20 protein-coding genes are annotated in these 20,927 nt (G+C 73.2%); 7 read left to right on the forward strand and 13 right to left on the reverse strand.

The genetic code is table 11. From position 1 onward, the window contains the following. Nucleotides 1–92 precede the first annotated feature (92 nt). The 5 genes from G495_RS0108575 to G495_RS0108595 all read right to left on the reverse strand — a co-directional run bounded on the left by G495_RS0108575 (nucleotide 93) and on the right by G495_RS0108595 (nucleotide 5,440). The gene (locus tag G495_RS0108575; protein WP_028587473.1) at nucleotides 93–1,430 is read right to left on the reverse strand and encodes a deoxyribodipyrimidine photo-lyase; all 1,338 of its coding nucleotides are present in this window, start codon (nucleotides 1,428–1,430) and stop codon (nucleotides 93–95) included. 45 nt (nucleotides 1,431–1,475) lie between these two features. Then, a complete protein-coding gene (locus G495_RS18365) occupies nucleotides 1,476–3,122 on the reverse strand; it encodes an SDR family oxidoreductase (protein WP_084458048.1) in 1,647 nt (548 codons plus the stop codon). Continuing rightward, nucleotides 3,115–4,071, reverse strand: coding sequence for a YbgA family protein (locus tag G495_RS0108585; protein ID WP_028587474.1), 957 nt, complete (start codon nucleotides 4,069–4,071; stop codon nucleotides 3,115–3,117). Before G495_RS0108585 ends, G495_RS18365 begins: the two co-directional genes overlap by 8 nt. A 182-nt stretch (nucleotides 4,072–4,253) precedes the next feature. Next, a complete protein-coding gene (locus tag G495_RS0108590) occupies nucleotides 4,254–4,658 on the reverse strand; it encodes an OsmC family protein (RefSeq protein WP_035251498.1) in 405 nt (134 codons plus the stop codon). Between the two features lie 14 nt (nucleotides 4,659–4,672). Further along, the gene (locus tag G495_RS0108595) at nucleotides 4,673–5,440 is read right to left on the reverse strand and encodes a class I fructose-bisphosphate aldolase (protein WP_028587476.1); all 768 of its coding nucleotides are present in this window, start codon (nucleotides 5,438–5,440) and stop codon (nucleotides 4,673–4,675) included. Nucleotides 5,441–5,617: 177 nt separating this feature from the next. Between G495_RS0108595 and G495_RS0108600 the strand changes: the two genes are divergently transcribed. Further along, nucleotides 5,618–6,814, forward strand: coding sequence for a THUMP domain-containing class I SAM-dependent RNA methyltransferase (locus G495_RS0108600; RefSeq protein WP_028587477.1), 1,197 nt, complete (start codon nucleotides 5,618–5,620; stop codon nucleotides 6,812–6,814). 380 nt (nucleotides 6,815–7,194) lie between these two features. Here G495_RS0108600 and G495_RS0108605 read toward each other — a convergent pair whose 3' ends face one another. After that, the gene (locus G495_RS0108605) at nucleotides 7,195–8,277 is read right to left on the reverse strand and encodes a TOBE domain-containing protein (protein ID WP_051445211.1); all 1,083 of its coding nucleotides are present in this window, start codon (nucleotides 8,275–8,277) and stop codon (nucleotides 7,195–7,197) included. Between the two features lie 156 nt (nucleotides 8,278–8,433). Between G495_RS0108605 and modA the strand changes: the two genes are divergently transcribed. From modA to G495_RS18370, 3 genes are read left to right on the forward strand one after another with little or no spacing between them, the layout of a single operon-like run. Next, nucleotides 8,434–9,165, forward strand: a complete 732-nt coding sequence (modA, locus tag G495_RS0108610) for a molybdate ABC transporter substrate-binding protein (RefSeq protein WP_028587479.1) — start codon at nucleotides 8,434–8,436, stop codon at nucleotides 9,163–9,165. Further along, complete coding sequence (modB, locus tag G495_RS0108615) at nucleotides 9,166–9,816, forward strand: molybdate ABC transporter permease subunit (RefSeq protein WP_028587480.1); 651 nt, start codon at nucleotides 9,166–9,168, stop codon at nucleotides 9,814–9,816. It begins immediately after the preceding gene. Beyond that, nucleotides 9,817–10,557 carry an ATP-binding cassette domain-containing protein gene (locus G495_RS18370; protein WP_084458052.1) on the forward strand — a complete coding sequence of 247 codons (741 nt, stop codon included), beginning with the start codon at nucleotides 9,817–9,819 and terminating at the stop codon, nucleotides 10,555–10,557. 292 nt (nucleotides 10,558–10,849) lie between these two features. Here the strand turns inward: G495_RS18370 and G495_RS0108625 are convergent, their stop codons facing one another. Both G495_RS0108625 and G495_RS0108630 read right to left on the reverse strand, forming a co-directional pair. Further along, the gene (locus G495_RS0108625; RefSeq protein ID WP_028587481.1) at nucleotides 10,850–11,647 is read right to left on the reverse strand and encodes a MogA/MoaB family molybdenum cofactor biosynthesis protein; all 798 of its coding nucleotides are present in this window, start codon (nucleotides 11,645–11,647) and stop codon (nucleotides 10,850–10,852) included. Nucleotides 11,648–11,668: 21 nt separating this feature from the next. Then, nucleotides 11,669–12,358 carry a DUF1614 domain-containing protein gene (locus G495_RS0108630; protein WP_245588398.1) on the reverse strand — a complete coding sequence of 230 codons (690 nt, stop codon included), beginning with the start codon at nucleotides 12,356–12,358 and terminating at the stop codon, nucleotides 11,669–11,671. Between the two features lie 155 nt (nucleotides 12,359–12,513). Here G495_RS0108630 and rfbA point away from each other — a divergent pair, with 155 nt between their 5' ends. Continuing rightward, nucleotides 12,514–13,386 carry a glucose-1-phosphate thymidylyltransferase RfbA gene (gene rfbA, locus G495_RS0108635; RefSeq protein ID WP_028587483.1) on the forward strand — a complete coding sequence of 291 codons (873 nt, stop codon included), beginning with the start codon at nucleotides 12,514–12,516 and terminating at the stop codon, nucleotides 13,384–13,386. A 198-nt stretch (nucleotides 13,387–13,584) separates the two neighbouring features. Here rfbA and G495_RS18375 read toward each other — a convergent pair whose 3' ends face one another. Together G495_RS18375 and G495_RS0108645 are read right to left on the reverse strand one after the other, a co-directional pair. Further along, nucleotides 13,585–14,421 (reverse strand): DNA polymerase III subunit delta', encoded by an 837-nt coding sequence (locus tag G495_RS18375; protein WP_051445212.1) that lies wholly within the window; start codon nucleotides 14,419–14,421, stop codon nucleotides 13,585–13,587. Nucleotides 14,422–14,638: 217 nt separating this feature from the next. Continuing rightward, nucleotides 14,639–15,079: a universal stress protein gene (locus tag G495_RS0108645; protein ID WP_028587484.1), complete on the reverse strand. Its 441-nt coding sequence runs from the start codon at nucleotides 15,077–15,079 to the stop codon at nucleotides 14,639–14,641. A gap of 310 nt (nucleotides 15,080–15,389) precedes the next feature. Between G495_RS0108645 and G495_RS0108650 the strand changes: the two genes are divergently transcribed. Beyond that, nucleotides 15,390–15,878, forward strand: a complete 489-nt coding sequence (locus G495_RS0108650; protein ID WP_028587485.1) for a hypothetical protein — start codon at nucleotides 15,390–15,392, stop codon at nucleotides 15,876–15,878. Here the strand turns inward: G495_RS0108650 and thpR are convergent. From thpR to G495_RS20355, 3 genes are read right to left on the reverse strand one after another with little or no spacing between them, the layout of a single operon-like run. Further along, nucleotides 15,866–16,504 carry an RNA 2',3'-cyclic phosphodiesterase gene (gene thpR / locus G495_RS18380; protein WP_245588399.1) on the reverse strand — a complete coding sequence of 213 codons (639 nt, stop codon included), beginning with the start codon at nucleotides 16,502–16,504 and terminating at the stop codon, nucleotides 15,866–15,868. The two genes, G495_RS0108650 and thpR, sit on opposite strands and share 13 nt — an antisense overlap. A 4-nt stretch (nucleotides 16,505–16,508) precedes the next feature. Next, nucleotides 16,509–17,063, reverse strand: coding sequence for a CinA family protein (locus G495_RS18385; RefSeq protein WP_084458053.1), 555 nt, complete (start codon nucleotides 17,061–17,063; stop codon nucleotides 16,509–16,511). A gap of 60 nt (nucleotides 17,064–17,123) precedes the next feature. Continuing rightward, the gene (locus tag G495_RS20355) at nucleotides 17,124–19,556 is read right to left on the reverse strand and encodes a PAS domain S-box protein (RefSeq protein ID WP_051445213.1); all 2,433 of its coding nucleotides are present in this window, start codon (nucleotides 19,554–19,556) and stop codon (nucleotides 17,124–17,126) included. A gap of 419 nt (nucleotides 19,557–19,975) precedes the next feature. On the opposite strand from G495_RS20355, the gene G495_RS18395 reads away from it, so the two are divergent. Further along, entirely contained in the window at nucleotides 19,976–20,860 is an 885-nt protein-coding gene (locus G495_RS18395; RefSeq protein ID WP_051445214.1) for a metallophosphoesterase, read from the forward strand. The last annotated feature ends 67 nt before the right edge of the window (nucleotides 20,861–20,927 follow it).

The raw sequence follows: 20,927 nt of genomic DNA on the forward strand, positions 1-20,927 counted from the left end.
GGGGGTGTGGGTCCGGGAGAGGGGGGAGCGGGGGAATTTTGGCGCCAGAAAAATTCCCCCGCTCCCCCCTCTCCCGGTTTGCCCCTCGCCCTTCAGCCCCCCCAGCGCCGGATGTACGCGGTCACGTCGAATTTGCGGCGGCAGCCGGAGTCGGTCATGGCGCGGATGGTGCCGGTGACGGGCCGTCGGCCCCAGGGCCGGTCGTGCAGTCCGGCCACGGACCACAGGATGCCCGTGTAGCCGTTGGGGTCGCGGCCATCGAGCTGGTGGCGGTCGTTGAGGGCGATGGCCGTGGCCAGGGCGCTTTCGGGGGTGGGCGACCATTCCAGGATCTTCTTGGCCCAGTACATGCGCAGGTAGCCGTGCATGGCGCCGCTGGCGCGCATCTGGTTCTGGGCGGCGTTCCACAGGGGGTCGTGGGTGGCGGCGGCCTCGAAGGCCTCGGGGCTGTAGAGGTAAGGGCGCGGGTCGGCGCGGTGTTCGTCCAGGGTCCGGCGGGCCCAGTCGGGCGCGGCGTCCAGGGTGTCGTAGTCCGGGCTGTGCAGGCAGAAGTTGTCGGCCAGCTCGCGGCGCACCACCAGTTCCTCCAGGAAGGCGGCCTGGTTCTCGCCGCTGCCCGTGGCGGCCACGTCCAGGGCCGCGCGCTGGGGCGCGAGCTGCCCGAAGTGCAGGTAGGGCGACAGCCCGGAGGTGGCGCCCGCGTTGGGGTCGTTGCGCTGGGCAGCGTAGCGCGCCAGGGTGTCGGCGGTGAACGCCCCCAGGGCCGCGCGGGCGGCGGCCTCGCCGGGCGGCGTGGCCACCGGGGGCACGCCGGGGTCCGCGCGCAGGGTGCGCCGCGCCCCGGCCCAGTCCGGCGCGGGCAGCTCCGGCGCGGGGGCCTGCTGCGGCGTCAGCGGGGGGAATTCTTCCAGGAATTCCGGGAGCAGTTTGTGGATGCGTGGCCGAATCGTCCGCGCTGCGTATTCCTTTTTGTATGACGCAATACGACACGGAACGACGTTGTGTCCGTCAACTTCCAGCAGGGGCGCGTCCAGGGCCTGGGCCGCGCGGGCCTGCCAGTCGCGCTTGGCGCGCAGGGGGTCGAAGTCCGTGACCACCACGCCCGCGCGCAGCCGGGCCGCCAGGCGCGGCACCTCGCGCCCCGGGTCGCCGTGCAGCAGCACCAGCGGGATGCCCCGCCCGGCCAGGGTCCGGGCCGTCTGCTCCAGGCCCCGGAGCATGAAATCGTACTGGCGCAGGGCCGCCCCGGCAAAGGCGGGCGCGAGGCAGAAGGCCGCCACCAGGGGCCGCGCCGCCCCGGCCAGCTCGCGGGCGTAGAGCAGGCCCCAGTTGTCGCTGGCGCGCTGTTCGCGGCTCATCCAATAGAGCACCGGGCCGCCGCCGTCCGGGGCGGCGCGCAGGGTGTGCACGCGCCGGGGGTTCACGGGCATGGGTCGCCTCCTTGCCGGGCCCGAGGCCCGGGGCGGTTGCGCAGGTCAGGCCCCAGGGCCGGGGGTGCCCGGGGCGGGCGGGTCCTGGGGCTCGGGGGGGATCCGGCAGGCGCCCTGGTCCGGGCCCGGGCACGCGCCGCCCTGTCCGGGCAGGTGGCAGACCGGGGCCCGCCCCGGCACGGCCCGGGGCCCGTCGAGCACGGCGCAGGTGGTGCGGGCCGCCAGGGCCCGGGCCATGCCCTTGAACACCACGGCGTGGAACGGATACACGGCCCACCAGTACAGCAGCCCGCCCACCCCGCGCGGCAGGAAGCGCGCGGTCATGGTCAGGTCCGTGTCGCCGCAGGGCAACTGGTCCAGGGTGAACTCCAGGAGCGCCTCGCCGGGCAGCTTCATCTCCGCCAGCAGCACCAGCCGCTCGGGGGCCTGCATGTCGAGCACGCGCCAGAAGTCCAGGGCGTCGCCCACGCTGATGCGCGTGGGGTGCCTGCGCCCGCGCCGCAGGCCCACCCCGCCCACGAGCTTGTCCAGCAGCCCGCGCAGCTGCCACAACAGATCGTACCCGTACCAGCCCGTGGCGCCGCCGATGGCCGTCACGCGGTCCCACAGTTCCTCGGGGCAGCCCGCCAGGCGGATGCGGTAGGCGTCCTGGAACACGGTGCCCCCCGCGTAGGGCGCGTCGCCGCTGGCGGTCCACTCCGGCACATGCAGCGGCCCGGCGTCGGACCAGCTCGTGTCCACCATGCTGTGCTGGATGCGGTCCAGGGCCAGGCGGATGGCCGTGCGGCAGTCGGTCAGCTCGCGGGGCATGATCTCGCGGATGGTGTGCTCCTTGCACACCACGCGGTTGCGCAACCCAAGGACCAGGGGCCGCGCCAGGGCCGTGGGGATGGGCGACACCAGCCCCAGCCACAGCGACGACAGCCGGGGCGTGAGCAGCGGCACGGGGATGATCAGCCGCCGGGGCAGCCCGGCCTCCTGCTGGTACATGCGGAACAGCCGCTCGTAGGTCTCGATGTACGGCCCGCCGATGTCGAAGGTCCGGCCCGTGGTCTCGGGGTGCTCCAGGCAGCCCGCCAGGTAGAAAAGCACGTCGCGGATGGCGATGGGCTGCGATTCGGTGCGCACCCAGCGCGGGGTGAGCATCACGGGCAGCCGGTCCACGATGTAGCGCATGATCTCGAAGGACGCGCTGCCCGAGCCGATGATGATGCCCGCGCGCAGCACCGTGGCAGGCACCGGGCCGCCCGAGAGGATCGCGCCCACCTCGGCCCGCGAGCGCAGGTGCTTGCTCAGGTGCGGGTCGTCAGGCACCAGCCCGCCCAGGTAGACGAGCCGCTCCACCCCGGCGGCGGCGGCGGCCAGGGCGGTGCACCGGGCGGCCCGGCGGTCCTTCTCGGCGTAGTCCCCGGCCTCGGTTTCCATGGAGTGCACCAGGTAGTAGACCACCCGGCAGCCCGCCAGGGCCCGCTCCAGGGAGGCCTGGTCCAGGGCGTCGGCCTCGGCCAGCTCGCAGCGCGGGTGCCCGGCGAAGGCCCGGCAGCGCAGCTTGTGGGCCGAGCGGCCCACGGCGCGCACCCGCCAGCCCGCCTCCAGCAGCACGGGCACCAGCCGCCCGCCCACGTAGCCCGTGGCGCCCAGCACGCAGACGGTGGTCCGCCCGCGCGCCCCGGAGTCCTGCGGCTCAGACATGGTTCCTCAGCATCAGCTCGGCGGGGTACGGGTGCAGGTAGACCTGCGCGGCCAGATAGGTCTGCCCGTACTTGCGCACATAGTGGTTGAGCAACGTCACCGGCACCACCAGCGGCACCAGCCCCGCGCGGTACTGCCCGATGAGCTCCGTCAGCTCCTGGCGCTCGTCGGCGCTGAGCACGCGCTTGAAGTAGCCCTGCACATGGGAGAGCACGTTGGTGTGCTTGCGCGTGGTCGGCAGGAAGGACAGGGCCTTGCGCAGCAGGGGGAAATAGCGCCCGGCCAGGGCTTCGGCCCCGGGCCCGCCCGCCCCGGCCACCAGCCGCCCCAGCTCGCGGTACAGCTCCACGCTGTGGGCCATGAGCAGCAGCTTGTGGCGGGTGTGGAAGTCCACCAGCGCCCCGGGCGTGGCGCCCCCGGCCATGGCCTGGCGCCAGCGCATCAGGGTGAACACGCGGGTGATGAAATTCTCGCGGATGGCCGGGTCGCGCAGGCGCCCGTCGTCCTCGAAGGGCAGGTCGGGAAAGCGGGCCATGACCATGCCCGCCCACAGGCCCGCGCCGTCGTGGCGCGGGGGGCCGCCGTCCTCGCGGTAGACCTTGACCCGGCTCATGCCGCTGGAGGGCGACCCGTAGCGGAACACATAGCCGCACAACCCCTCGCCCGCCAGGGCCTCCAGGCGCTCCTGGCCCCAGGCGCGCATCTGCGCGGTGAAATCCGTGCCCGAGGCGCGGCCCACCAGCCGGGGCGCCGCCGGATCGCCCACCAGGCGCACGGCCTCGCGCGGCACGGGCATGCCGCATTCCACCTCCGGGCACACCGGCACCCAGTCCACGAATTGCCCCAGCCCGTCGCGCAGGGTGCGGTCGAGCTTGTGCGTGCCGTCGTAGCGCACGGCGTCGCCCAAAAGGCACCGCGCGATGCCCAGGCGGATGCGTCCTTCGTCCATGCCATTCCCTCCCGCGCCCGGAGCGGGCGCCTGGCCCAAGCCTAGCACAGGACGCCGCCGCCGCGCCACCACCGTGTGCCCCACGCTTGCGCGGCCAAAAACGCGCGAACCCCGCGCGGGCCGGGAGTACCAGCCGCGCGCGGGGTTGCGCCGCCCCGCAGGGCGGCACGGTGCCGCAGGCCCTACCCGGCCACGCGCACCGAGAACGCGGGCGGGTCCAGGATATGCTTCTTCACCGTGCACAGCTCCACGGCGCGCACCAGCGCGTCGCGGTACTTGTCGGGAAAGCCCGCAGGCAGGGTCAGGGCGAAGTCCATGGCCCGCACGTGGAAGCCCTTGTCGGCGAAGGTGCAGCTCACCGTCAGCCCCAGGCCCTCGGTGGACAGGGAGCGGCTCTGGCAGAAGCGCAGGGCGTAAAGCCCCGCGCAGGTGGCCAGCGAAGCCAGGAACAGGTCGAAGGGCGAAGGCGCCGCGCCCTGCCCGCCGTCCTCCACGGACTGATCCGTGGCGATGGCCCGGCCCTGCATGTGCGCCGTCACGGCCAGCCCGCCGGTGTACTCGATGTCGATGCTGCGCGTCGTGCCCATGGGTGCCTCCGGGGTCAGGGGTTGGGGTCGCCGTGGACCAGGGCGCACATCTCGGCCAGGGCGACCAGCGGCTCCTTGTGCTGGAAGATGCTGCGCCCGAGCACCGCCCCGGCGGCCCCGGCCCCCAGGCCGTCGGCCACCGCGCGCTTGAAGCCCTCCCAGTTGGACTGCCCGGGCCCGCCCGCCAGCAGCACCGGCACCGGGCAGGCCGCCACGGCCTGGGAAAACCGCTGCGCATCGCCCGAATACGGCGCGCAGACGATGTCCGCCCCCAGCTCGCCGCCCAGGCGGATGCAATGCCCGATGAGCGAGGGGTCCAGCTCGTTGACGATCTGCCCGCCGCGCGCGTAGATCACGGCCATGACCGGGATGCCCAGCCCGTGGGCCTCGTCGGTGACCATGCCGAAGTCCGTGAGCATCCGGTCTTCCAGGTCGTTGCCGATGTTCACGTGCACCGACACCGCGTCGGCCCCCAGGCGCAACGCCTCGGACAGCGAGCAGACCAGGCTCTGGTTGTACGTCGGCACCCCGTGCCTGGTGCCCGCCGAAAGCTGGATCACCACGCGCTTGCCCAGGTCGATGGACGACACGCTGGCCCGGGCCAGGCCCTTGTTGAGCACCACCCCCTGCACGGGCAGCTGCGCGATGCCCGCCAGCAGCGCGGGAAACTCCGCGAGCCCGCTGATCATGCCCTCGCTGGCCCCGTGGTCCAGGGCCAGGATCAGGGATTTCGCGCTCCTGGGGTCGAACAGGCGGCCAAGCCGCCGCATGGTTCCGATCATGGCCGGTCCTTGCTGGTTGTATGTCGTGGCGAAACGCCGGATGGCGCAGGCGTACCCGCCATGATGCCCGGAAACGCCCCGCCAGGCAAGCCGCGCAACCCGCCCTTGCCCCCCGCGCCCGGGCGGGCTATGCACCGCCCAGGGCGCCAGCCCCGCAACCCGCACCCCGGAGCCCCCGTGTTCGATTTCCACCGCAAAAGTTTCGTCTTCGTCACCTGCGCCAGCGGCGTGGAACCCATGCTGGAGCGCGAAATCCGCGCCCTGGGCCTGCGCCCCGAGGCCACGCGCCCCCTGGGCGTGGCCCTGCGCGCCAGCCTGGACGACTGCCTGCGCCTGAACCTGCACCTGCGCACCGCCCACCGCGTACTGTGGGAAGTGCTGCGCACCAAGGCCGAAAACGCCGACCAACTCTACGCCGCCCTGGCCGAAGTGCCCTGGGAGCAGGCCATCCCCGCCGACGGGCACCTCACCGTGGTCTCCAGCGTGGACAACCCCTCCATCCGCGACGCGCGCTTCGCCAACCTGCGCGTCAAGGACGCCGTGGTGGACCGCATGGTCGCCGCCGTGGGCCGACGCCCCGACTCCGGGCCCGAGCGCACCGGCAGCGTGCTTTCCCTGCACTGGCAAGGCCGCTCCGTGTCCCTGAGCCTGGACACCAGCGGCGAGCCCCTCTCCAACCGCGGCTACCGCACCATGCCCCACAGCGCGCCCATGCGCGAAACCCTGGCCGCCGCCTGCCTGCTGGCCGCAGGCTTCAACGGCCTGGGCAACATGGTCAACCCCATGTGCGGCAGCGGCACCCTGGCCCTGGAAGCCGCCCTGATGGCCACGGGCACCGCCCCGGGCCTGCTGCGCGAGCACTTCGCCTTCCAGCACCTGCCCGCCTTCGACCCCGCGCGCTGGCAGGCCCTGCGCGACGAGGCCCGCTCCCGCGCCCGGCCCACCACCCGGGGCCGCATCATCGCCACCGACCACGACCCCCAGGCCATCGCCGCCGCCCGGCACAACGCCGCCGCCGCAGGCCTGGACAGCCTCGTGGAACTGGACACCTGCGACTTCCAGGACACCACCGTGCCCGAACCCCAGCGCCGCGCCGTGAACCTCATCGCCGTGAACCCCGAATACGGCCTGCGCCTGGGCGACGAGGCCGCCCTGGAACCCGTGCACGCCGCCCTGGGCGACTTCCTCAAGCAGCGCTGCCAGGGCTACGTCGGCGCGGTGTTCACCGGCAACCCCCGCCTGGCCGCGAAAATCGGCCTGCGCACCCGCGCCCGCCTGCCGCTCATGAACGGCCCCATCGAATGCCGCCTGCTGCTCTACGACCTCTACGCGGGCAGCCGCAAAACCAAGGACGACACCCCCGGCGAGGACTGACGCGCCGCCGAGGCGCCGCCCCCATCCTTGAGGGGAAAAGCCAGGGGGCGCTGCCCCCTGGACCCCCGCAAGGGGCCAAGGGCCCCTTGACCCCGTACGCCCGGGGCCGCCACGCGGCGAAGCGCCGCATGACGGCCCCGGGGAAGCGCGCTTCAGGTTTTTTGATGCCTCTTTCCCCGTCCTGCCTTGCTCCCAAGGCCGTGTGCCCCTTCACGCGATAGAACCTGAACGCCGGACGCGTCCCGCCCCGGGCCTGCGCGGCGTTTCGCCGTGCGGGCCCGGGGCGGCGGGCGGGGTCAAGGGGGCGTTGCCCCCTTGCAGGGGGGGCGGGGGGACAGCGTCCCCCCGGGCCTGCGGCCCTGCCGGGGTCCGGGGCGGCGCTACAGGGCGCCGAGCACCACGGCCATGGCCTTGAAGCGGAACTGGACCAGATCGCCGGGGGCCAGGGGCGCCTCGCGCAGGGCGGCGGTGCCGACCAGGGCGCACAGGCGCGCGCCGTCGGCGGCCTCGCCGGTGACCTCGGCCACGACCTCCGTGGCGCGCACGGCGCTGACCACTGCGGCCAGGGCGTTGCGCGCGCAGCTCCGGGCCCCGTCGGCCTGCACCACCTCCACCAGCGGGGCCTTGACGGTGGCCATGACCGGCACCCCGGGCTCCAGGCCCAGGTTGCGCGCGCTTTCGGCGGTGATGATGGAATACAGGGGCGTGCCCGAGTAGGTGCGCAGGGCGATTTCGGCCATGACGGCGTCGCGGGTGACGCGCTCCACGCGGCAGGGGAAGCTGTTGCGCGCGCTGGTGCGCAGGGGCTGGTCGTCGGGGGCCAGGCGGCGCACGATGTGCCGCGCGTCCTCGCTGGAGTAGGCCTGATAGACGGCGGTCAGGTCTGCCGACGACTGGCCGAGCACGTCGCGGACCACGGCCAGGGGCACCCCGCTGCGCAACAGCTCCACGGCACGCGAGGCGCGCAGCACGCGCGGGGCGCACAGCTCGCGGGGCAGGCCGCAGGCCTCGGCCCGGGCGTAGAACACCCGGCGCACGTAGCCGGGGTCCACGGCAAAGGCGCTCCCGGCCAGGCCCGCGCCCATGGGCCCGTCGCGGAAGGCGGCCAGCTCGCGGCACAGCAGGCGCGGCAGGGGCACCACGCGCCGGGCGCCGCCCGCGCCCAGGGTGGCGCTGGCCCCGTCAAGGTCCAGGTCGGCGCGGTCGTCCAGGCCGGTGGCCTCGCCCAGGCGGGCCCCGGTGTAGCGCAGCACCAGGAAGAGCAGCAGCAGGCGCAGGCGCGCCCGGCGGGCCTGCGCGCCGCGCCCGGCCTCGGCCCAGGCGCGGAAGGCGGCCTCCAGGCGCGCCAGTTGCCCGGCGTCCAGGTGGCGCACCCCGGGGGGCACGGTGAATATCCGGCTGGGGTCCAGGCGCCCGGGGGCTCGTTCCGCCCCGTTTCCGGCCCGTGCCGTTTCCTCCGTCATCGCCGTTTCCTCCCTGCGGGGCCGGGGCCGGTCACGCGTTTTCCCGCAAGCGTGACCGCGTTGCCCGGTCCGGGCGCCAGCCGTATAGGTGCAGCATCATTTCCCTCCCGGAGCATGGTGGAAATCCGGGACAACCGCAACCATCGGAGTGTCACCATGAAACGTCTCGCGTCCCTGCTTGCCGCCCTGCTGCTGGTCCTGGCGGCGGCCCCGGCCCCGGCGGCGGACCTCTTGCTGGCCCAGGCCGCCAACTTCACCCCGGCCATGGAGGAGATCATCCCCGCCTTCGAGAAGGCCACCGGCCTCAAGGCCGAGGCCACCTACACGTCCACGGGCAAGCTGTACGGCCAGATCGTCAGCGGCGCGCCCTTCGACATCCTGCTGGCCGCCAACGAGGACACCCCGGCCAAGCTGCTGGCCGAAGGCCGCGCCGAGGCGCCCTTTGTCTACGCCACGGGCCGCGTGGTGCTCTGGACGCTCAAGAAGGAGCTGTGCGCCATGTCCTGGCCCGAGGCCGTGCGCGCCAGCGCCAAGGTGGCCATCGCCAACGTGGAGACCGCGCCCTACGGCACGGCGTCCATGAAGGCCATGCAGGCCGTGGGCCTGTGGGACGAGGTGCAGCCTGTGCTGGTCTTCGGGCAGAACATCAGCCAGCCTTTCCAGTTCGCTGCTTCCGGCGCGGCGGACGCGGGCTTCTGCGCCCTGTCGTCCACCTTCACCCCCGAGGGCGCAAAGGGCTGCTTCCTGGAAGTGCCCGAGGCCCCGAAGGTCGTCCAGGCCGCCTGCGTGCTGACCAGCGCGCCCAACCCCGAGGCCGCGCGCCGGTTCGTCGAGTTCCTGGGCACGCCCGAGGTCGCGGCCATCAAGGCCAAGTACGGATACGAATAGATGCTTGAGCCGCTCGTCCTCTCGGCCAAGCTGGCCCTGATCACGACGCTGCTCATCCCGTTGGCGGCGGCGCCGTTGGCCTACGTCCTGGCCTTCCGGCGCTTCCCCGGCAAGAGCCTGCTGGACGCCCTGGTGTCCCTGCCCATGGTGCTGCCGCCAACGGTCCTGGGGTTCGCCCTGCTGCTGGCCATGCGCCCGCAGGGCGCCCTGGGCGGCACCTGGGAGTCGCTCACCGGGCAGCGGCTGGTGTTCAGCTTCACAGGCATCGTGCTGGCCTCGCTGGTCTACAACCTGCCCTTTGCCGTGCAGCCGCTGCGCACGGCCTTCGAAAAGCTCGACCCCCGGCTGCTGGAGGCCAGCGCAGTGCTCGGCCTGTCGCCGCTGCGCACGTTCTTCCGGGTGGTGCTGCCGTGCAGCCTGCCCGGGCTGGCCGCGGCATCGGTGCTGGTGTTCGCCCACAGCCTGGGCGAGTTCGGGGTCATCCTCATGGTCGGCGGCAGCATCCCCGGCAGCACCAAGGTGGCGGCCATCGCCATCTACGAGGCCGTGGAAGCCATGCGCTACAACGACGCGCTCATGATCTGCCTGGCGCTGGTACCCGTGAGCTTCGCGGCGCTGGTGGCCATCAACAGCATGAACGGGAGGCGCTAGATGCCCCTGGCCATGACCGTGCGCAAGCGCCTGCCGCACTTCACCCTCGAAGCGGAGCTGCGCTGCGAGCCGGGCACGCTGACCGCCCTGGTGGGCCCCTCGGGCGCGGGCAAGACGACGCTCATGCGCATCGCCGCCGGGCTGGAACGGCCCGACGAGGGCCGCGTGGCCCTGGGGTCTACCGTGTGGGTGGATACCCGGGCCGGGGTCTTCGTGCCCCCGCGCCAGCGGGGCCTGGGCTTCGTGTTCCAGGACTACCCGCTGTTCCCGCACCTGACCGTGCGGGCCAACGTGGCCATCGCCGCGCGGCGCAAGGAGCGGGTGGACGAGCTGCTTACGCTCTTCGGCATCGCCCGGCTGGCGGGCAAGCGGCCCGGGGCCATCTCGGGCGGCGAGCGCCAGCGGGCCGCCTTCTGCCAGGCCCTGGCCCGCGACCCCGTGCTGCTGCTGCTCGACGAGCCCTTCTCGGCCCTGGACGCCGCCACCCGGCGCGCCCTGCGCACGGAGCTGGCCGGGCTCAAGGCCACGCTGGGCGTGCCCATCCTGCACGTGACCCACGACCTGGGCGAAGCCCGGGAGCTGGGCGACGCCATCGTCGCCGTGGAGGAGGGCCGGCTGTGCCCCGAATGGCTCGAGCGCAACGCGGGCGGCGCGGCGGCGGCCTGCCGGGGCGCTGCCCCGGACCCCGGCAGGGGGACGCCGTCCCCCTGCACCCCCTGCAAGGGGGCAACGCCCCCTTGACCCCGCCCGCCCGGGGCCGCCACGCGGCGAAGCGCCGCATGGCAGCCCCGGGGAAGCACGGGCCAGGGTCTTGCAGGCAGCCCGGGTGCCTCTTTCCCCCGTCCTGTCTTGCTCCCAAGGCCGTGTCACCCTTCACGCGATAGAACCTGAACGCCGGACGCGTCCCGCCCCGGGCCTGCGCGGCGCTTCGCCGTGCGGGCCCGGGGCGGCGGGCGGGGTCAAGGGGCCCCCGGCCCCTTGCGGGGGTCCAGGGGGCGGAGCCCCCTGGCTGCGCCGCGCGGCGCGGGGCGCCTCAGGCCTGGGCGCAGTCCTCGGGGTCGCCCTGGAGCTTCTTCAGGGTATGGGTGATGGTGGGCAGCAGGGGGTCGAGGTTTTCGGCCACGGCCTTGGGCGAGCCGGGCATGTTGACCACCAGGGCGCGGCCCAGGGTTCCGGCCACGGCGCGCGAGATGGCGCCGTGGGGCGTGGCGGCCAGGGAGGCGGCGGTCATGGCGCGCTCGAAGCCGGGCAGGCGGCGGTCGATGACGGCGAGGGTCGCCTCGGGGGTGGTGTCGCGCGGGCCTACGCCCGTGCCGCCGCTGGTGAGCACGAGGTCGAAGCCCTGGGTCAGGCACAGCTCGGTAAGCAGGGCGCGCAGGCGTGCGGGGTCGTCGGGGATGATCCAGGTCCGGGCGTGGGCCAGGGCCAGGGCCGCGCCTGCGCGTTCCAGGATGATGGGCGCGCATTTGTCCTCGCGCAGGCCTGCGGCGCCCTTGTCGGAGAGGATGACCACGGCCAGGGCCAGCCCGGGGCGCGCGGCGGTGCAGGGATGCTCGCCGGGGGCCAGGGTCAGGGCGGCGGTGGCGCGCAGGGCCAGGGCCGGGGCCGGGGCCTGTTCCGGGCCGGGCACGGTCAGGCGCGCCTCGACCACCAGGGCCGCCCCTGCGAGCGCGGGGGTCAGGCGGGTGCCCACGGGCAGGGCGCAGGCGGCGGGGTCGCAGTGCAGGCCGGGCAGCCCGGCGGCGGCGGGGGCGGCCAGCACGGCCTGCCCGGGGGCGAGGTCGAGGGCTGCAGGCGCGGTCAGGACGGTGGCGGGGAAGGTCTCGTTCATGGGGGTGCCTCCGGGTGCGGCTCAGGCCAGCAGCACGGCCACGATGCCGGTGATGAAGATGCCGTCGAAGGTGCCCGCGCCGCCGATGGACAGCACGGGGGCGTCCAGGGCGCGGCGGGTGCGCGGGGTGGCCAGGTGCAGCAGGTCTGCGCCCACCAGGGTGCCCAGGGTGCCCGCCACGTAGGCCACGGGGGCGGTCAGCTCCGGCGGGGCCAGCAGCAGCGCGGCCAGGGCCGTGGCCAGGGGCGGCAGCAGCACGGGGACGGCGATGCCGCGCCCGGGCAGGGGCCGGGCCAGGGCGTAGCACAGCCCCGTCACCGCGCCCGTGGCCAGCAGCAGCCCTGCCGGGGCGCCCATGCGGCTGACCAGGGACAGGCACAGCAGGCAGGGGATCACGCAGCCGCCCAGGTTCACGGCGATGGTCTGGGGCACCAGTTCGGTTTCGGCGGCCATGCGCAGCTGGCCGAAGCTGGTGAAGCCGCGCAGCACCGGGCGCCGGACCAGCAGCCCCGTGCGGACCACGGGGATGTTCACCCCGCTGCCCAGCAGGGTGGCGAAGAGCAGCGCGAAGCCCTGGGCCGGGCTCAGGCCCAGCTTGGCAAAGGCCAGGGTCACCAGGCCGACCTGGACCAGGATGAACAGCAGCGCCAGGGCGGCCATGAAGCCCACGAGGGCAACGAGCATCAGGGGGAACTGCAACTGCGGGCGCACGGGGCCTCCGTTGGCCTTGGCCGGGGGTTTTCCATTGCCGGGAAATGGGATAGCTTGCGCAAAGAACGCGGCGTCCCGCGCGGGCGGTGCCTGCGGGCCGCCTGGAAACACCTATCCCAAGACGGTGGCGAAGTAAAACCACGCACGAGGTCTCCATGAAAGGCATCATCCTCGCGGGCGGCTCGGGCACGCGGCTGTATCCGCTGACCCTCACGGTGAGCAAGCAGCTTTTGCCCATCTACGACAAGCCCATGATCTACTACCCGCTGTCGGTGCTCATGCTGGCGGGCATCCGCGAGATCCTGATCATCTCCACGCCCCAGGACCTGCCGCGCTTCCGCGAGCTGCTGGGCGACGGCTCCCAGCTGGGGCTGACCCTGGAATACAAGGAGCAGCCCAGCCCCGACGGCCTGGCCCAGGCCTTCCTGCTGGGGGCGGAGTTCATTGGCGACGACACGGTCTGCCTGGTGCTTGGCGACAACATCTTCTACGGCCACGGGCTGTCCGTGACCCTGCAGGCCTGCGCCCGGCTGGAGAAGGGCGGCATCATCTTCGGCTACAAGGTGCGCGACCCCGAGCGCTACGGCGTGGTGGAGTTCGACGCGCTGCACAACGTGGTCAGCATCGAGGAGAAGCCCGCGCGGCCCAGGTCGCGCTACGCGGTGACGGGGCTGTACTTCTACGACAACGACGTGGTGGAGATCGCCCGCAAGCTGACGCCCTCGGCGCGCGGGGAGCTGGAGATCACCGACGTGAACAACGCCTACCTGCGCCGGGGCGACCTCAAGGCCGAGTTCTTCGGGCGCGGCCTGGCCTGGCTGGACACGGGCACCCACGAGTCGCTGCTCCAGGCGGGCAATTTCGTGCAGGCCGTGCAGGAGCGCCAGGGCGTGATCATCGCCTGCGTGGAGGAGATCGCCTGGCGCATGGGCTACATCCGCCTGCCCCAGCTCGAAGCCCTGGCCCAACCCCTGGCCAAGACCCACTACGGGCGCTACCTGCTGGAGATCGTGGCCGACAACAGCTAGGGCCCCCCGGCGGACGCGCCGCGCGCCGCCGCAGGGCCCGGGCCCGGGTGGCGGAGGCAGGGCAGCCAGCCCGGATTTTCCCGGCGCCTGCTGAATGTTCCGGGGCTGCCCCCAGCGGGGCGGCCCCGTTTTCTTGCGCATCGGGAAGTGCGGCGCCCTGGGCGCGGAGGCCATCCGCTGGGCGCGCGGGCCGGGCGACTACGCCCGGGCGCGCAGGGCCTTGTGGACGTGGGTCGCCAGCCAGTCCAGCACCAGGGCCGGGTTCACGGGCGTGGGCAGGGACAGAGCGTCCTGGGCGTGGGCCAGGGCGAGATCGACGTGGCGCAGGCGCGCGGGCGTCAGCCTGGCGAAGCCCTGGGCTGCGGGGCTGGCCGTGCGCCCGCACAGGGCCCGGGCGATCTCGCGTTGCAGGGCCAGCACCAGGGCCATGGCCAGGTGCTTGTCCACCGCGCCCTTGACCCCCGTACGCCGGAACCAGCCCTGGCCCGTGCGCCAGAATTCCATGAGCGCGCCCAGCCATTCGGCGATGGCCGGGTCGGCTTCGGGCTCCCCGGGCCAGGCCAGGGTCAGGGTCCAGCTGCGCGAGACCAGGGTCGGCAGCAGCCATTCGCGCTGGGGCGCCAGCAGGGCGAACACCGTGGACCGGCTGGGCTCCTCCAGGGACTTGAGCAGGGCGTTGGCCGCCTGGGGCGTCAGCTCCTGGGCCTCGTGGAAGACGACCACGCGCACGCCGTCGCCGCGCGGGGCCTGGCCCAGCAGGGGCCGCAGCTCGCGCACGTCCTCGATCTTGATCTTGTCCTGCCCGCCGTCGAAGAACACCAGGTCCGGGTGCACCCGCTCCTGGACCTGCACGCAGGAGCGGCACGCCCCGCAGGGCGCCCCGGGCCCGGCGCAGTTGAGCCGCGCGGCCCAGAACAGGCCCAGGGCCTCGCGCTCGGGCGCGTCGCCGCCTTCGAGCAGCAGCACCTGGGGCGGGGCGGCGGCGAGGCGGTGCAGCAGGCTGGCGATGCGGGCTTGGCGTTGGGGGACGTGCATGGGGGCTCCTGGCGGCTGGCGCAGGGCCGATGGTCGCCCATTGGCGGGCCGGGCGCAACCTTTTTCGGCCAGGGGCCGGGAGCCGCCCGGACCGCTGGCGCGGCCCGGGCGGCAAAAGCGGGAAGCGGGGCCCGGGCGGAGGCGGCCCCGGCCCCAGGCCGGGCTTTCGGGCCGGGCGGCCCGGCCTGGGGTCCGAGCGGAAGGCCCGGCCCAAGGCCTACTCGGGCCGGACGGTGAACACGGGGATGGGCGCGCTCTTGACGACCTTCTCGGCCACGGAGCCGAACAGGATGCGGTCGATGCCCTTGCGGCCATGGGTGCCCATGACGATCATGTCCGCGCCGTTCTCCTGGGCCACGGTGAGGATCTCCTCGGCGGCGTAGCCGGTGGTGACCTTGCCTGCGGCCGTCAGGCCCTTGAAATGCTCCTCGATGAACTTCTCCATGGTCTGCTCGGCGCCGTCAACGATGCCGCCCACGAAACTCTCGATGCTGGACGGCGGGACGTGGAAGCCCACGTACTGGGTCAGCGAGGGGGCGACGTAGAGCACCACGACCTCCGCGCCCAGGCTGCGGGCGAGGGTGGCGGCGTATGCGGCGACGATGCGGCTGGAATCGGAGAAGTCCACCGCGCACAGGATCTTCTTGATGTCCGGCATGGTTTCCTCCGTGAGTCTTCCCGGGGGCTGCCCGGGCGTTGGTTCCGCTGTGGCCGGAAGGCCAAAACTGGAACGTTGTGAGGGAATTACATCTATCCTGTAGCCCCTGGGAAGGCATTAGACAAGGGTTTTTTTCTCACGTATTGTCAGGCCCTGGCGCCCGGCCCCGGGGGCGGCCCCGGAGGCGGGCAGCAGGCAAATCCTGCCGCCGCCCCGAAGGGCAGTTCTTTTTATTCCAGCAGGTTGCAGTCGCAAAGGGTTTGGCAGGCTTTTTGCTCCGCTCCGGGAAACTGCAGGATAGGAGTGCAACATGAAGATCCATCCTGATCAAGTCAGGGCCACCGAACAGGAACAGGCCAGGGCCAGGCGCGCCGCCGAGGCGGACGCCGGGTTCGGGGACCTGCTCGCCAGGGAGGTCGGCAAGGCCGAGGAGCAGACTGCGGCGCAGGCCGTGGCCCCGCCTCCGGGGGCGGGTCTGTCCTCCATGGTCCTCGCGGCCCAGGCGGCCGCCGGAACGGGCGAGAACTCTGAGTCGGGGCAAAGCGTCATGGACAGCCTGGAAACCCTCTTGGATGAATGGGAAGAGTACGCGACCCAGCTTCAGGAACCCTCGGCCAGCCTGAACCTGCGCCAGGCCAACGGGGTGCTGGAGAACATCGAGCAGGGCGTGGCTGCGCTCAAGGGCCGCTACCCTGGCCTGGCCTCCAACGACCCCGGCCTGCAGGCCGTGGTGGACGAGATGGAGATCCTGGCCGTGACCGAGCGCATCAAGTTCAACCGCGGGGACTACCTGGCGTAGCCTCCCAAACCGGCGCCGCCCCCTGCGGGGGCGCCGGCGCCGTCGGGCGGACGCCACAGGGACGTGGCCCCGAACCCGGCGAGCGCGGTGTATTTTGGCCCGTCCGGACCAGGGACGCTCCGCCACAGCGTGAATGACTCCACGCCGTGGGCGGGCCAGGGCACCCGCGCCACCTTTTCCATCAGCTCCGCCCACGCGTCGCCCGCGTCGGCCTTGACCCGCAGCAGGGTCAGGTGCGGCCTGAAGGGGCGCTCCCGGGGCCCCAGGCCCAGGGGCTCCAGGGCGGCGTCGATGGCCGCCGCCAGGGCCGCCAGCTCCGCCCCGCCCTCCTCCACCCCGACCCAGACCACACGCACCGGCCCGGCCCCCTCGGCAGGGAAGCGCCCCGCGCCCCCGGCGCGCAGGGTGAAGGGCGCAAAGGCCACCGCCGCCAGGGCCTGGCGCAGGGCGCCCAGCCGCCCCTGGTCCACCGCGCCCAGAAAGCGCAGGGTCAGGTGCCAGTTGCCCGGCCTGGTCCACGCAGTGCGCGAGCGCAGCCCGGGCCGCAGCTCGGCCTCCAGCCGCGCCAGGGCGTCCTGCCAGGCCGGGGGCAGCCCCAGGCCGAGGAACAACCGCAGCCCAGGCACGGCCTCAGCCCCGCCCGGGGCCCGCGCCCGGAGCCGGGGGCCGCGCCCCGGCGCATGGCCCTTCCGCCGCCCCCGGGCCCAGCCGTTCCAGCAGCCCGGCCACGGCGGCGGCCACGGCGGCGGCCTTCACCGCGTGGCGCGAGCCGTCGAACCGATGCAGCCGGGTGCTCAGGGCGCCGTCCACCAGAAAAGCCATCCAGACCATGCCCACGGGCTTGTCCGCGCTGCCGCCCCCGGGCCCGGCGATGCCCGAAACGGCCACGGCGCACTGCGCGCCCAGGGCCCGGGCCGCGCCCAGGGCCATGGCCCGGACCACGGGCTCGCTCACGGCGCCGTGGACGGCCAGCAGCTCCGGGGGCACGCCCAGAAGACCGGCCTTGACCTCGTTGGCGTAGGCCACCACCGCGCCCCGGAACCACAGCGAGCTGCCGGGCACATCGGTCAGGGTGCTGGCGATGAGCCCGCCGGTGCAGGACTCGGCGGTGGCCAGGAACAGGCCTGCGGCGTTCAGGGTGGCGCCCAGGCGGGCGATGGCGTCGTGGACGGCGGACGGTTGCATGGGGCCCTCCTTGCGGGGCCCAGGGTAGCAGCCGGGCCGGGGCCCAGCAAGCCGGGGCCCTCAGCGCACGGCGCGGGCGATGGCGGCGCGCAGCTCCTGCGGCGCCACGGGCTTGGACACATACTCGTCCATGCCCGCGTCCAGGAAGACCTCGCGGTCGCCCTTCATGGCGTGGGCGGTCATGGCGATGACCGGCAGGGCCGGATCGACTCCCGGCACCTCGCCCGCGCGGATGCTGCGCGTGGCCTGCACCCCGTCCAGCCCGGGCATCTGCACGTCCATGAGCACCAGGTCGAAGCCGCCGCCCGCCAGGGCGCGCAGGGCCTCGTGGCCATCGGCCACGGCCACGGCGCTGTGCCCCAGCTCGCGCACCAGCCGTTCGGCGTAGATGCGGTTGACGACGTTGTCCTCGGCCACGAGCACGCGCAGGGCGCGCGGGGCGTCGGCCACGGCGGGCCGGGCCTCGGGCTGCGGCGCGGCGGCCCCGCCCGGGCGCAGGGGCACGGTGAACCAGACCGCCGTGCCCTGGCCGGGCTCGGAGTCCACGTCGATGACCCCGCCCATGAGCCGCACCAGGCGCCGCACGATGCCCAGGCCCAGGCCCGTGCCGGAGTAGCGGCGGGTGAAGGAGCCGTCGGCCTGGGTGAAGGGCTCGAACATCATGTCCAGCAGCTCGGCGGGAATGCCGACCCCGGTGTCGCGCACGCGAAACAGCAGACGCCGGGCGGTGCCCGGGGGCGTGTCCAGCAGCCAGGCCGACACGCGCACGCTCCCGGCGGGAGTGAACTTCAGGGCGTTGCCCACCAGGTTGGACAGCACCTGGCGGATGCGGCCGCCGTCGCCCAGCAGGTCGTCCATGCCCGGCCCGGCCACGTCGAACTCCAGGGCCAGGCCCTTGGCCTCGGCCTGGCGGCGGTAGGTGGCCTCCACCGCGCGCAGCACGTTGCGCAGGGAGAAGCGGCTGGCCTCCAGGGCCATGCGCCCGGCCTCGATGCGCGAGATGTCCAGCAGGTCGTTGAGAATGGCCAGCAGGTTGCGGCCCGACTCGCGGATCATCTCCAGGTTCTCGCGCTGCTCGCCGGTCAGCGTCGTGAGCAGGGTCAGCTCGGCCATGCCCAGGATGCCGTTGAGCGGCGTGCGCACCTCGTGGCTCATGTTGGCCAGAAACTCGTTCTTGATCCGGCTGGCGCGCTCGGCAGACTCCTTGGCCTGGAGCAGGGCCTCCTCGGTGCGCTTGCGCGCGGTGATGTCCACGGCGGAGACGATGGCCGTGCCCGATTCGGGCAGCATACCCACCTGGATGAGCACCGTCACCGGGTGCCCGTCGCGGTGGATCACGTCCAGCTCGTATTCGTCCGGGGCCGTCCCGCCGCGCATGCGCACCGCGCGGTTCGCCAGGACCATGTCGCGCGAGTCCGGGGCCACGAAGTCGATGAACTGCCTGCCCGCGACCTCCTCCCCCGTCCAGCCGACAATGGCGCTGAACTTGCGGTTGATGCGCCCGATGGTCCCGTCGCGGGCGATGGACAGCATGCCCGAGGCCGAGTGCTCGAAGATGACCCTGTACAGGGCGGCGCGCTCGTCGGCCAGCAGCTCCATGCGCTTGCGCTCGGTGATGTCGCGGGCCAGGCCCTGGGTGCCCGCGAAGCTCTCCGGGCCCGGGCCCGGGCCCGGGGCGACATAGATGCCCTCGGCCTGGAAGGAGAACACGGGTGTTTCCGCGCGGATCTCCACGTCCACCGGGCTGCCGGCCCGGGTGAGCAGGCGCAGCTCCAGGTTAGCGGTACGCCGCGTCCCGGTGCGGCGTTCGTCGATCCTGTTGCGGGCCTGCTCGCGGTCGTCGGGATGCACCAGCTCCAGCAGGGGCGTGCCCGTGAGCTCGGCGGGCTCGTAGCCGTAGCGGCGCACGGCGCCGTTGACGAAGACGATGCGCCCCTGCTCGTCCAGGCGGTAGACGATGTCGGGCAGGCTCTCGACGATGGACTCGTACTTGCTTTCGGACTGGCGCAGGGCCTCCTCGGCCAGACGGCGGTCGGTCAGGTCGTGGGAGACCACGGAGACGTGGGTCACCGCGCCGGACTCGTCGCGGTAGGGCGCGAAGATGACCTCCCAGAACCCCCGGCCCAGGTTGGGAAAATCGAACCAGGCCTCGTAGCTCACGGTCCGCCCCGCGAAGGCGGCGTCCAGGCTGGGCTGGATGTGCCGGGCGAAGACCTCCGCCCCCCACAGCTCGGCCACGGAGCGCCCGGCCAGATCGGCGGGGCGCAGGCCCATGGCGGCCAGATAGCAGGCGTTGGCCGCCTCGTAGCGGTAGCCCCGGGCCACCAGGGTCATGAAATCGCGCGAGGAGTCGGCGATGAACTGGTAGTGGCGGACGGCCACGGCCTGCTCCCTGGCGGCGGCCAGCAGGCGCTCGAGCAGTTCCTCGCGGGCGGAGGCCTCTGGCTGGCCTTGGGCGGGCGTGGTCGGGGTGTCTTCCGGGGGCTGGGTCATGGGGGGCCTGCTGCTGGGTCCGTCGGCTGTGGAATCGGGGCTGGCCCATGCTAGCAGAAACGGGCGGACCCGGTAAAGGGTTGCCGGTCTTGCGGGCGCGTCCAGGGTGTGGCATGTTTGAAAATATTTCTTTGCATGCCCATTGACGGCGCCTGAAATCGGGCCCATATCTCGCTTGCCGCCGTTGGTGTGGAGTTTTGCACATGGACGCCAAATTGGTGTTGCAGACCTTGCCGCGCGAGGGGCTTCGCCACCCGGTCCCGGCCCGTTCCAGGGCCAGCCGGGCCTTGCGGCACGCGGCCTGCCCGCAGGGCTTCGCCACCAGCCCCCTTTCCCCGCGCCCGGAGTGCTCCGGGCCCCGCAGCGCCTAACTGGCTGTTCACAATCCTTTTCGCAGACCGCGCAAAGAAGCAAAAGCAATGTCCCTGAACGACATCGAACTCGAACCCGTTTCCTCGCGCATGTCGCGCCGGACCTTTCTGCGCTTCGCGGGCTGCGCCTGCGTGGCCGGGGTGGGCGTGCAGTACGCCTCCCTGGTCGCCCCCAGCCGCATCGTGACCAACTCCACGGCGGTGGTCATCCCGGGGCTGCCCCGCTCGCTGGAGGGGCTGCGCGTGGGCGTGATGTCCGATTTCCATGTAGGCGACTATGTGTCGCCCGAGTTCGTGGCAGGCGCCGTGGCAATCATGAACTCCCTGCGCCCGGACATGGTGCTGCTGCCCGGCGACTTTTTCCAGGACACCCCGGAGCAGGCCGAGGCCTGCGCCGACGCCCTGTCGGACCTCATCGCCAACCTGGGCGTGTTCGCCTGCCCGGGCAACCACGACCACCATCTGGACCTGCGCAAGACCTCCGTGCCCCTGGGCCGCGCGGGGGTGGACCTGCTGGTCAACGAGTCGCGCAGCATCGCCTACGGCGCGGCCTCCCTGCGCCTGGTGGGGCTGGACTCGGTGACCGAGGGCCTGGCCGACCACTACCGCGCCCTGCGCTCCGTGCCCGAGGACGAGATGGCCTTCGTGCTGGTCCACGAGCCGGACCACGCCGACTTCCTGGCCCAGAGCTCGGGCCACCACCTGCCCCTGCAGATCTCCGGGCACAGCCACGGCGGACAGGTTCGCCTGCCCTTCCTGGGCGCGCCCATCCTGCCATCCCTGGCCCACCACTACCCCCGGGGCCTGCGGCGCGTGGAGGGCACCCACCGCCAGGTGTTCACCTCCACCGGCGTGGGCGTGAGCGTGCCCGTGCGCGTGAACTGCCCGCCCGAAGTCGCCCTGCTGACCCTGCACGGCGCCCCCGAGGCCTGATTCCGGCCCCGGGCCGCCCCTGAGCCCCGGCCCTGCCCCCTGCCCGGCCCGTTCGCCGCCCTGCACC

It is taken from the genome of Desulfocurvus vexinensis DSM 17965 (assembly GCF_000519125.1).
GTDB lineage: Bacteria > Desulfobacterota > Desulfovibrionia > Desulfovibrionales > Desulfovibrionaceae > Desulfocurvus > Desulfocurvus vexinensis.

Coding starts and splice junctions, on each gene's coding strand:
- modA (WP_028587479.1), top strand. CDS start 8,434: ATGAAACGTCTCGCGTCCCTGCTTGCCGCCCTGCTGCTGGTCCTGGCG.
- G495_RS0108605 (WP_051445211.1), bottom strand. CDS start 8,277: ATGACGGAGGAAACGGCACGGGCCGGAAACGGGGCGGAACGAGCCCCC.
- G495_RS0108595 (WP_028587476.1), bottom strand. CDS start 5,440: ATGATCGGAACCATGCGGCGGCTTGGCCGCCTGTTCGACCCCAGGAGC.
- G495_RS18365 (WP_084458048.1), bottom strand. CDS start 3,122: ATGTCTGAGCCGCAGGACTCCGGGGCGCGCGGGCGGACCACCGTCTGC.
- G495_RS0108585 (WP_028587474.1), bottom strand. CDS start 4,071: ATGGACGAAGGACGCATCCGCCTGGGCATCGCGCGGTGCCTTTTGGGC.
- G495_RS0108645 (WP_028587484.1), bottom strand. CDS start 15,079: ATGCCGGACATCAAGAAGATCCTGTGCGCGGTGGACTTCTCCGATTCC.
- G495_RS0108575 (WP_028587473.1), bottom strand. CDS start 1,430: ATGCCCGTGAACCCCCGGCGCGTGCACACCCTGCGCGCCGCCCCGGAC.
- G495_RS20355 (WP_051445213.1), bottom strand. CDS start 19,556: ATGACCCAGCCCCCGGAAGACACCCCGACCACGCCCGCCCAAGGCCAG.
- G495_RS18385 (WP_084458053.1), bottom strand. CDS start 17,063: ATGCAACCGTCCGCCGTCCACGACGCCATCGCCCGCCTGGGCGCCACC.
- G495_RS18395 (WP_051445214.1), top strand. CDS start 19,976: ATGTCCCTGAACGACATCGAACTCGAACCCGTTTCCTCGCGCATGTCG.
- G495_RS0108625 (WP_028587481.1), bottom strand. CDS start 11,647: ATGAACGAGACCTTCCCCGCCACCGTCCTGACCGCGCCTGCAGCCCTC.
- G495_RS0108650 (WP_028587485.1), top strand. CDS start 15,390: ATGAAGATCCATCCTGATCAAGTCAGGGCCACCGAACAGGAACAGGCC.
- G495_RS18375 (WP_051445212.1), bottom strand. CDS start 14,421: ATGCACGTCCCCCAACGCCAAGCCCGCATCGCCAGCCTGCTGCACCGC.
- rfbA (WP_028587483.1), top strand. CDS start 12,514: ATGAAAGGCATCATCCTCGCGGGCGGCTCGGGCACGCGGCTGTATCCG.
- G495_RS0108590 (WP_035251498.1), bottom strand. CDS start 4,658: ATGGGCACGACGCGCAGCATCGACATCGAGTACACCGGCGGGCTGGCC.
- G495_RS18370 (WP_084458052.1), top strand. CDS start 9,817: ATGCCCCTGGCCATGACCGTGCGCAAGCGCCTGCCGCACTTCACCCTC.
- modB (WP_028587480.1), top strand. CDS start 9,166: ATGCTTGAGCCGCTCGTCCTCTCGGCCAAGCTGGCCCTGATCACGACG.